A 12982-nucleotide genomic window follows, 5' to 3' on the forward strand; every position below is an offset into this window, starting at 1 on the left:
TCGGTCAGCCTTGGTTCAGTGCTGTCCGGCCATTCCGCCGCTGGCCCGGTGCGCCGCTTGGGCGACCGGAAGGGCGGCCGCGCCGGCGATGACCGTCAGCGCGCCGATGATCCAAGAGGTCCAGGAGATACCGTTGAACCCGGTGTAGCTCATCACCCAGGGGGAGACGAACATCAACACGCCGAGCACGATCTGGATCCCCTCGCCGTAGACCTGCCCGGGCACGGCCAACGAGGCCAGCCCGTCCAGGGCGACCAGCGCCCCCAGAACGATCATCGTCCACATCGCGGCGTTGTCCGTGTTCGTCCACAAGGGCGACAACAGCGCCACGACACCCAGTACGACCTCCGCCCAGTCATGCGGCCTGGTCCACGGCCGGACAGTTGCGGATGGATTCGTCATCGAGACCACCTCCGTGTGAATGGAGCCTCACCATTGATGATGCGCTTGATTGGCCGGCCGGTCAAACTCTGTTCCGCGTCTGATGGGTCACAATCCGGGCGGCGGCTGGGGCGGCGGCTGAGCGTCGGGGGCGGCGCGTGGAACGGCGTCTGGGTGGGCCGTCCGGGAGGGCGTCCGGGGTGGCGTCCGGGGTGGCGTCTGGGCAGCGTCCGGGTTGTCCACAGGCGGCGCTTCGCGGCGGGCCGGTTTTGTCGGTGCTGGTTCGTAGAATGGATACCGGGGGGCGGAGGCCGCGCCCCCTGCGGCGCGGCTCTTGCCGGCGCCCATCGTTCGGTGCAGTTCTGGGTCGCTGGCACTCGGAGTTCGGCCGGTTCCGGGGTCGCTGGCACTCGGGTTCGGCGGGTTCTTCGGGGTGCGTCCGTGGTGCTTGGGGAACGGCCGGGCCCTTCACCCACGAGCTAGCGCCCTTGGCTCGCTCCGCATCACCACCGGCCCTCAGTGGGTGCTCCTTCGAGTGACCCAGCCCTCAAGTCTGTGGTTCTGTACCGTTACCGGTCGGTAGCGTTGCTGCGCATGCGGAAGATCCTCGATGCGATACTCGCCGGTGACCTGGCCGCGGTCGGCTCGCTGCCCGTTCCCGAGTCGTACCGGGGCGTGACCGTGCACGCCGACGAGGTGGAGATGTTCGCCGGTCAGTCCACTCAGGACAAGGATCCGCGAAAGTCCCTCCACGTCGACGACGTTCCCACGCCTGAGCTCGGGCCGGGCGAGGCGCTCGTCGCCGTCATGGCCAGCGCGGTCAACTACAACACGGTGTGGACGTCGATCTTCGAGCCGATGGACACGTTCGGCTTCCTGCGCCGCTACGGACGGACATCTCCGCTGGCCAAGCGGCACGACCAGCCCTACCACGTCGTCGGCTCCGACCTCGCCGGCGTCGTGCTGCGGACCGGGCCCGGGGTCAACGCCTGGCAGCCCGGCGACGAGGTCGTCGCGCACTGCCTCAACGTCGAGCTCGAGCACCCGGACGGCCACAACGACACGATGCTCGACCCCGAGCAGCGCATCTGGGGCTTCGAGACCAACTTCGGCGGCCTCGCCGAGCTCGCGCTGGTCAAGTCCAACCAGCTGATGCCCAAGCCGGCCCACCTGACCTGGGAGGAAGCGGCCTGCCCGGGCCTGGTCAACTCGACCGCCTACCGCCAGCTCGTCTCCCGCAACGGCGCCGGCATGAAGCAGGGCGACACCGTCCTCGTCTGGGGCGCGTCCGGCGGCCTCGGCTCGTACGCGACGCAGTTCGCGCTCAACGGCGGCGCGACGCCGGTGTGCGTGGTGAGCAGCCCGCAGAAGGCCGAGCTCTGCCGCCGCATGGGCGCGGAGCTGATCATCGACCGCAGCGCCGAGGGCTACAAGTTCTGGAAGGACGAGAACACCCAGGACCCGAAGGAGTGGAAGCGGTTCGGCGCCCGGATCCGCGAGCTCACCGGCGGTGACGACCCGGACATCGTGTTCGAGCACCCCGGCCGGGAGACGTTCGGCGCGAGCGTGTTCGTGGCGAGGCGCGGCGGGACGATCGTGACGTGCGCGTCGACCAGCGGGTTCATGCACCAGTACGACAACCGGTACCTGTGGATGAACCTCAAGCGGATCATCGGCTCGCACTTCGCGAACTACCGCGAGGCGTGGGAGGCGAACCGGTTGATCGCCAAGGCGAAGATCCACCCGACACTGTCCAGTGTGTACCCACTGGAGCAGACCGGGCAGGCCACCAACGACGTGCACCGCAACGTGCACCAGGGCAAGGTCGGCGTGCTGTGCCTTGCGCCCGAGGAAGGTCTCGGCGTGCACGACCACGGGCTGCGGGAGCGCCACCTCGCGGAGATCAACCGTTTCCGCGGCGTGTAAAGGGTCTTTGCCACACACGTCACCTCGCCGGACGGCGCAGGGTAGCGTGGGCGCATGGCGTTAGGTGAGGAGCGCGATCTCGTACCGTTGGGTGCCGGCTTCGACATCACGAAGCGCGGTTACAGCCGCGTGCAGGTGGAGGAGCATCTCGAGCAGCTGGACGGTCAGCTGAAGCTGCTCGCTACCGACCGCAACGCGGCCTCGTCGCAGGCGGCGGAGCTCACCGCGCAGCTCGAGGTGGCTCGCACCACCATCGACGACCTACGCGGTCAGATCGACCGTCTCTCGCTGCCGCCCACCACGATGGCGGGCCTGTCCGAGCGCCTGCAGCGGATGCTCCAGCTCGCGCAGGAAGAGCGCGAGGAGGTCAACGCCAAAGCCCAGGCCGAGGCCGACCACATCCGCTCAAAGGCCGAGGCCGACGCCGCGCAGCTGCGCCAGCAGTACGAGAAGCAGCTGGCCGAGCTCGACGAGCGGCGGGCCGCGATGGAGGCCGAGCACCGCGGGGTCATCGAGAAGGCCACGGCCGAGGCCGCCGACATCACCGCGACCGCCGAGTCCGAGCGCACCCGGCTCGACACCGAGTCCGAGCAGCGCCGGGTCGCGGTCGAGGAGGACTTCGAGATCGCGATGGCGTCGCGGCGCACCGAGTCGATGCGCGCGCTGGCCGAGCAGGAGGCCACGTCCAAGTCGGAGGCCGAGCGCCGGGTGCGCGAGGCCACCGAGGAGGCCAACCGGCGGCGCCACGAGGCGATCACCGAGTCGACCGCCCGCCTGCAGGAGGCGTCGAACGAGGCGCACCGGCGGGTGCGGGTGGCCACCGAGGAGGCCAACCGGCGGATCGGCCATGCCGCGCAGCGGGTCGACGCGCTGCGGAAGCTGCGGACCAAGGTGGCCGAGCAGCTGGCATCGGCCCGCGACCTGGTGGCCGACGCGCACGAGCACCTGGACATGGCCGCGCCGGCGTTCGAGCCGCTGCCCGAGGAGACGGCGGAGGGTTCGGACAAGCCGAGCCCGGCACCCCGCGAGCGCCACCCGATGCCGGGCCCGCCGAAGGAGTCCTGGGAGGCCGGCGGCTCGAACGACGACATCCCGGTCGAGGTGTCCCAGGCCGCGACGAAGCGGATTGCCCGGTAGGCCGCCTGCGCAACCTCCGGCGACCACCAGCAATTCCGGCCGGCGCCTGTGGATGGCTGGCGCCTCCGGCCCCCCGGGTATCAATTCTACGGACCGGCACCGACAATTCCGGCCGCCGCCGGACGGTCTTGTGGACAGGCTGCGTCAGCTGCCCAGGCGTGCGGCCTCCGGCCCCGAAATCAATTCTACCGGCGAGCACCGACAATTCTGGTCCGTGCCGAGGGAGCCTGTGGACAGGTGACCTGAATTGCGTCGGCACGGGCCTCCGGCCCCCGGCATCCATTCTACGAACTGGCACCGACAATTCTGGTCCGTGCCGGGCGAGCCTGTGGACAGGCGCGCTGAACTGCGCTGGAACGCGGCCTCCGGCCCCCGGTATCCATTTTACCGACGGACACCGACAATTTCGGCCGCGGGCGAGCGAGCTTGTGGACAACAGACCTGACCTCCCCAAGGCATGGCCTCCGGCCCCCGGGATCCAGCCTATCGGCTGGCACCGACAGTTTCGGTTGGCGTCGAGCCACCTTGTGGATAGGCGGCCTGAGCCCGCCGGTTGTCCACAGCTGGGTCGTCGGCAGGGGGAATTGTCGGTGGGCGGCACTACGCTGGATTCCGGGGGGCCGGAGGCCGCCTGCCGATTCAACGCGCGGTTGTCCACAGGCTCGATCACACGCGCGCCGGAATTGTCGGTGGGGCGCCGTAAACTTGATACCGGGGGCCGGAGGCGTCTATTCGCCGATGTCCTCGTACCACAGGTCCGGGTGGGCGGCGATGAACTCCGTCATCAGGTCCACACACCGCGGATCCTCGACCAGGGTGATCTCCACGTCGTGCTCGGCCAGCCAGTCGTGCCCGCCATGAAACGTCCGCGCCTCGCCGATGATCACGCGGGGAATCGCGAACTGGCGGACCAGCCCACTGCAGTACCAGCACGGCGACAGCGTCGTCACCATCGCGGTGTCTCGGTAGTGCCGCCGCCGGCCCGCGTTGCGGAAGGCCGCCGTCTCCGCGTGCATCGACGGGTCGTCATCCTGCACGCGACGGTTGTGCCCGCTACCCAGCAGCTCCCCGGCCGGGCCGAACAGCGCCGCACCAATCGGGATCCCGCCCTCGGCCAGCCCGCGCCGGGCCTCGTCGACGGCCACCTCGAGCATCCCCGCCACGTCCATGGCGATCACCCAACCACGTTCTGCGCCCCCGTTGCGGGACACGGTAGGTTTACCGGCGAGTAGATAACGGGAGGCAACATGGCGGCTTACCAAACTGTGGTCGTCGGCACCGACGGCTCGGACTCCTCCTACCTCGCGGTCGATCGTGCCGCACGGATCGCCGCGGACAGTGGCGCGACACTGGTCATCGCGTGCGCCTATCACCCGGCCCGGCCGGACGACGTCACCAAGGCCCAGGACGAGCTCGGGGACGACGTCGCCTACCAGGTCGTCGGCTCGACACCGGCCGAGGACTCCGTGCGCACCGCCACCGAGCGGGCCAAGAAGGCCGGCGCGACGAAGATCGACACGGTCGTCGTGGACGGCGAGCCGGTGCCCACGCTCACCAAGGTGGTCCAGGAACGCTCGGCCGACCTGCTGGTCGTCGGCAACCGCGGGCTCAACACGCTGGCCGGGCGCATCCTCGGCTCCGTGCCCGCCGAGGCCGCCCGCAAGTCGAAGGTCGACGTCCTCATCGTCCACACGACGTGACCGGGCCGCGGGCCGGCGAGCAGGTCGAAGCCCTGCAGAAACGCATCGAGGACATCCTCCTCGGCGGCGCCCGCCAGTACACCCGCACCGAGGTCGCCGAGCGCTCCGGCGTCCCCCTCGAGCGGGCGACCGCACTGTGGCGCGCGCTCGGCTTCGCCACGGCCGCGGACGGCGACGCCGTGTTCACCGAGGGCGACATCCGGGCCCTGCGCATCGCGAACGACCTGATCCAGGCCGGCATCATCGAGCCCGGGGTCGCGATCGCGAGCGCGCGGATGATCGGCCAGCACATGTCGCGGCTCGCAGAGTCGCAGGTCCTGATGCTGCGCGACGTGGTCGCCGCCAACCCCGAGCTCGCCGACGAGCGCCAGCTCGCCCGGCTCGTCGAGCACCTCGCGCCGGACATGGAGCAGCTGCAGGACTTCGTGTGGCGGCGGCACCTCGCGGCGTACTCGGTGCGCAATCTGGTGTCGCCGGACGAGGACATCGACGAGCGCCGGCAGGTCGTCGGGTTCGCGGACATGGTCGGCTTCACGAGCCTCACCCGCCGGTCCACCGAGGCCGAGCTGGTCGCCGTGGTCGACCGGTTCGACGCGCTCGCCGCCGAGGTCGTCGCCGACAACCACGGCCGGATCGTCAAGATGCTCGGCGACGAGGTCCTCTTCGTGGCCGACTCCCCCGCCGAGGGCGCCGAGATCGCGCTCGCCCTGCTCGAGCGCGCCGAGCAGGACCCCGGTGTGCCGTCGCTGCGTGCGGGGCTCGCGCTCGGCCGGGTGCTGAACAGGTTCGGCGACATCTACGGCTCGGTGGTCAACATCGCCAGTCGGCTCACCGGCATCGCCCGCCCCGGCACGGTCCTCATCGACCGCGAGCTGTCCGAGGCCCTGGCCGACAACGAGGCCTACGCGGTCCGTCCGCGCCGGCCCACGTCGGTGCGCGGCTACGCCCGACTGCGCTCGTGGACCCTGCGCCGGGCCGGCGACGAGCCGCCCACGCTGGCCGAGTCCGCGCAGCGTCTGACTGCCGAGCTCCTGGCCCTGGTCGGCGACACCCCCGACGAGGAACCGCACATCCCCCTGGAGCCCGACGACGACCGCCCCCGCCGCTCGAAGCGCCGCCGCCGCTAGGGCCAGCGGGACACGGCCGCGGCGAACTCGGCCGGGATCTCCAGCGGCGCCAGGTGTCCGGCGCCGGCCAACTCCACGACGGTGGACCGCGGCAACGCGCCGGCCATCAGGTCGGCCTCCGCGCGTGGAATCAGCGCGTCCTCCGCGCCCCGCACGATCAGCGCCGGCAGCTCGGCGCCGGCCCCACGCAGCACGTCGAAGGAGTCGGGGCGGCCGGCCATGGCCCGCTGCGCCCACGCCACCGCCGCCGGCTTCTGGCCGGCTATCAGCTCGCGCAGCGTCACCTCGACCTCCGGGCGCTTCTCGAGGGTCGTGCGGCCGAGCAGCGTCGTGAGCATCTCGTCGGCCAGCCAGCCGATGCCGGCGGACTCGGCCCGCGCCGCCATCGCGAAGCGGTTGCGGCGGGCCTCCTCGGTGTCGGCCGACGCCTTCGTGTTGACCAGCACCAACCCGCTCACCCGCGCCGGCGCGACCCGCAGCAGGGCCATCGCCACGTACCCACCCATCGAGCATCCGCCGACGATCGCCCGCTCGATGCCGAGCCGGTCGAGATGGTCGAGCACCGCGGCGGCGGCGAGCCCGAGATCGGGCTCGTCGACCGGCGGCGCGGAGCCGAAACCCGGGAGGTCCGGCGTGATCATCCGCTCGCCGAGCGCCGGCCGGACGCCGTCCCACATCCGCGAGTCCACCGGGAACGCGTGCAGCAGCACGATCGGATCACTCAAGTGCACGTCACCATCCAACACCGCCGGATGACATGATGCGGGGCATGGCCCCAACCGTCCGAGCCGACCTCGCCAACCTCCCGGACTACATCCCCGGGCGCAAGATCCCCGGCGCGATCGTGCTGTCCAGCAACGAGGTCTCCACCCCGACGCCGCCGTCGGTCCTCGCCGCGATGGCCGAGGCGGCTGCCAGCGCCAACCGGTACCCGCAGATGGCCAACGACGACCTGCTGGCCCGGACGTCGGCCTACACCGGCGTGCCCGAGGAGCGGCTCGCGATCGGCTGCGGGTCGGTGAGCCTGTGCCAGCAGTTCGTGCAGGCGATGTGCACGGACGGCCAGGAGGTCGTGTTCGCCTGGCGCTCGTTCGAGGCCTACCCGATCGTCACGCAGATCGCCGGCGCGGTGCCCGTGCGGGTCCCGCTGACCGCCGACTACCGGCACGACCTCGCCGCGATGCTCGCCGCGATCACCGACAACACCCGGCTCGTGTTCATCGCCAACCCGAACAACCCGACCGGCGCCGCGCTGCACACCGCGGAGCTCGAACGCTTCCTCGACGCGGTGCCCGACCACGTGCTCGTCGTGCTGGACGAGGCCTACCGCGAGTTCGTCACCGAACCCGACCTGCCGGACGGGCTGGCGCTGGCCGACCGCCGGGACAACCTGGCCGTGATCCGCACGTTCTCCAAGGCGTACGGCCTGGCCGGCGTGCGGGTCGGCTACTCGGTCGCGCCGCCGGCGATCACGAGTGGGGTGCGCAAGGTCGGCATCCCGTTCTCGGTCTCGCGGGTGGCCCAGGCCGCGGCGATCGCCGCCATGGACACCGCTGACGAGCTGCTGGCCCGGTGCAAGCCGGTCACCGTCGAGCGCGAGCGGGTGCACGCGGCGCTGCTGGACCTGGGCTTCGAGGTGCCCGCGTCGCAGGCCAACTTCGTGTGGCTGCCGCTCGGCGACCGGACGGCCGCGTTCAACGAGCACTGCCTGGAGCAGAAGGTCGTCGTCCGCGCGTTCGTCGGCGAGGGCGCCCGGGTGACGATCGGGCTGCCGGAGGAGAACGACGCGTTCCTCGCGGCAGCCCGCTCGTTCAGCGGCTGACCCGGCGGCGCCGCCCTCACCGCCGACCGCACCGAGCCACCGGCGGCGGTAGTGCCGACGATGGCCCGGCGGAGGCGCAACTCGCGATGCGCTCAGCAGACGAAAACGGGCTGCCGCGGCATGCGCGACAGCCCGCTCGTTCAGCGACTGACCCGCCGCCGGAGGTTGTCCAGGGCGAACGCGCCCGGGCCGAGCACCGCGATCAGCACGAAGATCCAGCTGTACAACGCGGCCGGCTCACCACCGTTGGGGAGCGGCAGCAGCGCGATCGGCTGGTGCACGGTGAAGTAGGCGTAGGCCATCGCGCCCGAGCACAGCAGGGCCGCGGAGCGGGTGAACAGGCCGAGGCCGACGAGCACGCCGGCGACGAGGTGGATCGCGCTCGCCCACCAGCCCGGCCAGACACCGAACGGGACGGCGCCGCCCTGGCCGTCGACGCCACCGAAGGCGCCGAAGAGGCCCTGCAGCCCGTGACAGAAGAACAGGAACGACACGACGACGCGGGTCGCGCCGAGGACGACGGGCTGGAGCTTGGGGGCGGTGGCGGGCTGCTGGGTCGTGGACGTGGTCTCGCGCAGGGTCGCGGTCATTTCGGGGTGTCCTCTCGTGGTTGGTTGCGAGGTCAGGCGGCGGCGAGCCGGGGCTGGGCGGCGTGCGCCCGGGCGCGCTCGGCGAACTGCCGCCGGGCGGTGGCGACGCGCCGCCAGTGCGCGGTGCGCTCCACGGCTCCCGACGCGCTGACGTTGGCCAGCACGTCGGCAGCCCGCGCCGCCGACTCGATCTCGGCGGCCGCCGCGAGGAGCTCGCCGGCATCGATCAGCGAGTACGCGTGCCGCATCTCGGCCTGCGCGGTCGCGTAGATCGCGTACGCGGTCAGGTTGTCCGCGAGCGAACCGAGTGGGTGCGACATCGGCTTCTCCGATCTGTGCCGTCGGGCTTCTTCACTGACACGTCGAACCAGCGACGGCCGGACAGACATCCGGCTTCAAGATTTTTTCGAAAGGCCCGGCTGAGTGCGCTTCGTTGCCGGGCGGCCGGGCCTGAGGCATCCTGAAACGGCAACAACTACAGATCGCGAGCAGCTCCGCTTCTTGCTCGGCCGACACACCGCGACCAGGGGCCGCGATGGCCGGCCGAACCGGCTGGGGGGCCGGTGTCCAAGAAGAGAGGAGCGCCCGCCGTGGGTGACATGGTGCTCGTCGGTGTTGTGGTTGGTGCGGCGTTGGCGCTCCGGGCGTTGGCCGAGGTCGTGGTCATCAGCTGGTCGCTGCGAGCGACGAGAAGGGTCCCTGACGGCAGCCGCCGCGGCGGTCCTTACCTACCAGAACCTGCTCGTCGGGCGGCGCCGGTGCCGGGCGTTCCAGCAGGACTCGTGCCAGTGGCGGCGGTCCGCCACGCCCCCGGTCTCGTCCGCCGGCCACACCACCACGTGTGCGGTGCCCGGGCGGATCTCGTGGTCGCAGCCCGGGCAGCGGTACGTCTTCGCCGTCTGGGTGCCGGACACGCGGCGGACCAGCCAGTCGCCGTCCGCGGCCGACTCGAGCTGCTGCCAGCCGCCGGTCGGAGCGGGCGGCGGCGGCTCCGTGCGGCGGGCGCGCCGGTCCCGGTTACGGCGAGGCACGACTGGTCACGGTAGCGGCAAGGCACAATGGTCTCGTGCCGACCTACGAGTTCCGCTGCCACGACTGCGCCCAGACCTTCGACGTCCAGCGTCCGATGAGCGCCTCCGCCGACCCCGCGCCCTGCCCGGACGGCCACCGCAACACCGTCAAGCTCCTGTCCACCATCGCGCTCACCGGCGCCGCCGGCGGCGAGGGCGCCCGGATGCCCGCGGGCGGCGGGGGCGGCTGCTGCGGCGGCGCATGCGGCTGCGGCTGAGCTAGCGGTAGTCCCGGAAGCCCTTGCCCGTCTTGCGGCCCAGCCGGCCGGCGGTCACGAGGTGCTCCAGCAGCGGCGCCGGCGAGAACCCGGCGTCGCGGAACTCGTAGTACAGCCCGCGCTCGATCGCCAGCGACACGTCCAGCCCCACCACATCGAGCAGCTCGAACGGCCCCATCGGCAGCCCGCAGCCCACCTTCATCGCGGTGTCGATGTCGTCGGCCTCCGCGTAGTGCGCTTCGAGCATCTTCACCGCGTCGTTCAGGTACGGGAACAGCAGCGCGTTCACGATGAACCCGGCCCGGTCCGCGCAGTGCACCGGGTGCTTGCCCACCCGCTGGCACACGGCACGGGCGGTCGCCACCACGTCCTCGGCGGTCGCGATCGTCGACACGATCTCCACCAGCTTCATCACCGGCGCCGGGTTGAAGAAGTGCAGCCCCACCACGTCCGCCGGCCGCGAGGTGGCCGCCGCGCACTCGATCACCGGCAGCGACGACGTCGTGGTCGCCAGGACCGCGCCCGGCTTCACCACCTCGTCCAGCGCGCCGAACACCGCCCGCTTGATCGACAGCTCCTCGGCCACCGCCTCGATCACGAGGTCGCAGTCGGCCAGCTCGTCGAACTCGACCACGCCGCGGATCCGGCCCAGCACCGCCTCACGGTCCTCTTCGGACAGCCGGCCCTTGACCACCTGGCGGTCCAGCGACTTGCGCACCGCCGCCAGCGCCGCGGTGGCCTTGTCCGCCGACCGCGCGCGCAGCACGGTGTCGAAGCCCTTCTTGGCGAACACCTCGACGATGCCGGTGGCCATCGTGCCCGTGCCGACCACGCCGACCCGCTGAACGTCCCGTGTGGACACCTCGGCCGCGGACACCGGGACGGGAGTGAGCACGTCCGGCACCACGGCCGGCGAGTCGAGGCCGTCGTAGCTGTAGAAGCCGCGGCCGGACTTGCGGCCGAGCAGCCCCGCGGTGATCATCTGCCGCAGGATCGGCACCGGCGCGTGCAAGCGGTTGCGCGACTGGCGGTACATCGTCTCGAGGATCTCGTAGGCGGTGTCCAGCCCGATCAGGTCCAGCAGCGCGAGCGGCCCCATCGGGTAGCCGCAGCCGAACCGCATCGCCGCGTCCAGGTCCTCCCGGGTGGCGTAGCGGGACTCGTACATCGACACCGCGTGGTTGAGGTAGCCGAACAGCAGCGCGTTGGCGATGAACCCGGCCCGGTCGCCGATCACCACCGGCTCCTTGCCGAGCGTGCGGGCGAACGCCTCGACGTCGGCGACCACGTCCGGCTCGGTGACCACCGTGCGGACGATCTCCACGAGCTTGAGCACCGGCGCCGGGTTGAAGAAGTGCAGCCCGACGACCTTGCCCGGCCGGCCGGTGTGCACGCCGATCTCGGTGACCGACAGCGAGGACGTGTTCGACGCGAGGATGACCTCCGGCCGGCACACCTCCTCGAGCTCGGTGAACACCTGGGCCTTGAGCTCGAGGCTCTCCGGGATCGCCTCGAGGACGAGGTCCACGTCGGCGAGGTCGGCGAGCGAGGTGGTGTAGCTGATCCGGTCGAGGAGCGCCGCGCGCGCCTCCGCGTCGAGCTTGCCGCCGGACAGGGCCCGCTCGGTGGAGTGCTCGACGTGCTCGCGGGCGCGGTCGATGCAGTCCTGGTCGAGCTCGACCCCGATCACCCGGATGCCCGTGCGGGCCACCACCTCGGCGATCCCGGCACCCATGGTGCCCAGCCCGACCACTCCGACACATCCGAACTCGCGCGCCATCGCTACCTCCGGAGACCGACAAACCGGGTAGGCCGGATGCTACCTGCCAGTAACTAAGCGCGCCGCCCGGTCGTGGCCAGGCTCACGGGGTCGCCGCGAGGTCAGGGTGGCCGGTGAGGCCGCCCGCCTGTGCGACGAGAACAGGGTCGCGCGTCAGGGTTTCGGCAGGGTGGAGATCAACGTCTTCGCGAGCGCCTGGGTGGCGACGCACGGGTCCTCGCCCTTGGCGGGCTTCTGCTTGTCGTAGAACAGGTGGACGATCTCGGCGTCCCCGCTGCCGAACGGCCGGTGGGCGAACTGGAGCTCGCAGCTCGCGACGCCGGAGGCGGTGGCCTTCTGGTAGCCGGTGACGCCGCTGCCGAGGTCGACCGTCTTGGCGTCGCTGGCGCCTGTCTTCGGGTCGAGGCCGACGCGGAACCAGAGGCCGAGGCTGGCGGTGCCGGTGTTCCAGTTGCACCAGTGGAGGTTGTACGGCGAGCCCTCGTCGGCCGTGCCGACCGCGGGGGTGATCGCCGCGCGGTCGAGGGCCTGGCACGGGTCGAGGTCGAGCAGGGTGCCCTTGGCCACGTCGTACTCGGGCGGGTTGGTGCGGATGAGGTCGACGACAGCCGTCATGACGGTGCGGCCGGCCTTGCAGAGGTCCTTGGCGGCGCCGCCGGCCTGGATGACGATGCCGAAGTTGGGCGAGGTGGAGGTGACGACGGTGATGAAGCACGCGTCGCCGGAGTCGAGCTCGCTCTCGAGGGCGGGGAGGCCGCCGATGTTCTGCTGGGCGTCGGTGGCGTTGGTGATGCTGTCGCCGACGGTGAGGGTGATGTTGAGGTCCGAGCCGTCGGGGTCGGCCATGTAGTTGGAGCACTCACCGAAGTCGTTGCGGTTGCTCTTGGCGGGCTTGCCGACGCTGGCGAGGATGTCGTTCGTGAGCAGCTTGCACGGGTCGAGCGTGCGCAGCTTCTCGACGGTGAAGGCCGGGTCGTTGGACCGCGGGGCACCGGTCGCGGTCGCGGTGTTGGCCTGGCCGGCGGGCACGGTGGTGCGCGTGTAGGTGACCTTGGCGGTGTCGACGGTGCCCCCACACGCCGACACGACGACCATGATCGCGACGGCGGTCGCGGCCAGCAGGATTCCCCTCACAGGTGCACCGTATCGAGTAGACGCCGGTGACGTGCGGCGAACCTACCTGTTCCGTCTCTCGAGGGCCTCGGCCGCGTGGTGGCGGACGAGCCGGTCG

The 12982-nt window shown here is 71.3% G+C and carries 14 protein-coding genes; 6 read left to right on the plus strand and 8 right to left on the minus strand.

Going from position 1 to position 12982, the window contains the following annotated elements; translation table 11 throughout:
- Nucleotides 1-15: 15 nt before the first annotated feature.
- The gene (locus VGD70_RS21845; RefSeq protein ID WP_331084186.1) at nt 16-402 is read right to left on the minus strand and encodes an SPW repeat protein; all 387 of its coding nucleotides are present in this window, start codon (nt 400-402) and stop codon (nt 16-18) included.
- 573 nt (nt 403-975) lie between these two features.
- On the opposite strand from VGD70_RS21845, the gene ccrA reads away from it, so the two are divergent.
- Both ccrA and VGD70_RS21855 read left to right on the plus strand, forming a co-directional pair.
- Nucleotides 976-2307, plus strand: a complete 1332-nt coding sequence (gene ccrA, locus VGD70_RS21850) for a crotonyl-CoA carboxylase/reductase (RefSeq protein ID WP_331084188.1) — start codon at nt 976-978, stop codon at nt 2305-2307.
- A 54-nt stretch (nt 2308-2361) separates the two neighbouring features.
- Nucleotides 2362-3444 (plus strand): chromosome segregation protein, encoded by a 1083-nt coding sequence (locus tag VGD70_RS21855; protein WP_331084190.1) that lies wholly within the window; start codon nt 2362-2364, stop codon nt 3442-3444.
- A gap of 728 nt (nt 3445-4172) precedes the next feature.
- Here VGD70_RS21855 and VGD70_RS21860 read toward each other — a convergent pair.
- A complete protein-coding gene (locus VGD70_RS21860; RefSeq protein WP_331084213.1) occupies nt 4173-4613 on the minus strand; it encodes a nucleoside deaminase in 441 nt (146 codons plus the stop codon).
- A 78-nt stretch (nt 4614-4691) separates the two neighbouring features.
- Here VGD70_RS21860 and VGD70_RS21865 point away from each other — a divergent pair, with 78 nt between their 5' ends.
- Both VGD70_RS21865 and VGD70_RS21870 read left to right on the plus strand, forming a co-directional pair.
- Entirely contained in the window at nt 4692-5144 is a 453-nt protein-coding gene (locus VGD70_RS21865) for a universal stress protein (protein ID WP_331084192.1), read from the plus strand.
- The gene (locus VGD70_RS21870) at nt 5141-6271 is read left to right on the plus strand and encodes an adenylate/guanylate cyclase domain-containing protein (protein ID WP_331084194.1); all 1131 of its coding nucleotides are present in this window, start codon (nt 5141-5143) and stop codon (nt 6269-6271) included. Before VGD70_RS21865 ends, VGD70_RS21870 begins: the two co-directional genes overlap by 4 nt.
- Here the strand turns inward: VGD70_RS21870 and VGD70_RS21875 are convergent.
- Nucleotides 6268-6996: an alpha/beta hydrolase gene (locus VGD70_RS21875; RefSeq protein ID WP_331084196.1), complete on the minus strand. Its 729-nt coding sequence runs from the start codon at nt 6994-6996 to the stop codon at nt 6268-6270. The genes VGD70_RS21870 and VGD70_RS21875 overlap by 4 nt on opposite strands.
- Before the next feature lie 44 nt (nt 6997-7040).
- On the opposite strand from VGD70_RS21875, the gene hisC reads away from it, so the two are divergent.
- Complete coding sequence (gene hisC, locus VGD70_RS21880) at nt 7041-8093, plus strand: histidinol-phosphate transaminase (RefSeq protein WP_331084198.1); 1053 nt, start codon at nt 7041-7043, stop codon at nt 8091-8093.
- A gap of 140 nt (nt 8094-8233) precedes the next feature.
- Here hisC and VGD70_RS21885 read toward each other — a convergent pair whose 3' ends face one another.
- The 3 genes from VGD70_RS21885 to VGD70_RS21895 form a co-directional block, all read right to left on the minus strand.
- Nucleotides 8234-8683 (minus strand): DoxX family protein, encoded by a 450-nt coding sequence (locus VGD70_RS21885; protein WP_331084199.1) that lies wholly within the window; start codon nt 8681-8683, stop codon nt 8234-8236.
- 32 nt (nt 8684-8715) lie between these two features.
- The gene (locus tag VGD70_RS21890; protein ID WP_331084201.1) at nt 8716-9003 is read right to left on the minus strand and encodes a hypothetical protein; all 288 of its coding nucleotides are present in this window, start codon (nt 9001-9003) and stop codon (nt 8716-8718) included.
- A gap of 408 nt (nt 9004-9411) precedes the next feature.
- Entirely contained in the window at nt 9412-9714 is a 303-nt protein-coding gene (locus tag VGD70_RS21895; RefSeq protein WP_331084203.1) for a hypothetical protein, read from the minus strand.
- A 35-nt stretch (nt 9715-9749) separates the two neighbouring features.
- On the opposite strand from VGD70_RS21895, the gene VGD70_RS21900 reads away from it, so the two are divergent.
- Nucleotides 9750-9971, plus strand: a complete 222-nt coding sequence (locus tag VGD70_RS21900; protein WP_331084205.1) for a zinc ribbon domain-containing protein — start codon at nt 9750-9752, stop codon at nt 9969-9971.
- A 1-nt stretch (nt 9972) separates the two neighbouring features.
- Here VGD70_RS21900 and VGD70_RS21905 read toward each other — a convergent pair whose 3' ends face one another.
- Together VGD70_RS21905 and VGD70_RS21910 are read right to left on the minus strand one after the other, a co-directional pair.
- Nucleotides 9973-11751 (minus strand): 3-hydroxybutyryl-CoA dehydrogenase, encoded by a 1779-nt coding sequence (locus VGD70_RS21905; RefSeq protein ID WP_331084207.1) that lies wholly within the window; start codon nt 11749-11751, stop codon nt 9973-9975.
- Between the two features lie 153 nt (nt 11752-11904).
- Nucleotides 11905-12885 (minus strand): DUF3558 family protein, encoded by a 981-nt coding sequence (locus VGD70_RS21910; protein WP_331084209.1) that lies wholly within the window; start codon nt 12883-12885, stop codon nt 11905-11907.
- Nucleotides 12886-12982 lie beyond the last annotated feature (97 nt).

The organism is Actinophytocola sp. (assembly GCF_036402745.1).
GTDB lineage: Bacteria > Actinomycetota > Actinomycetes > Mycobacteriales > Pseudonocardiaceae > Actinophytocola.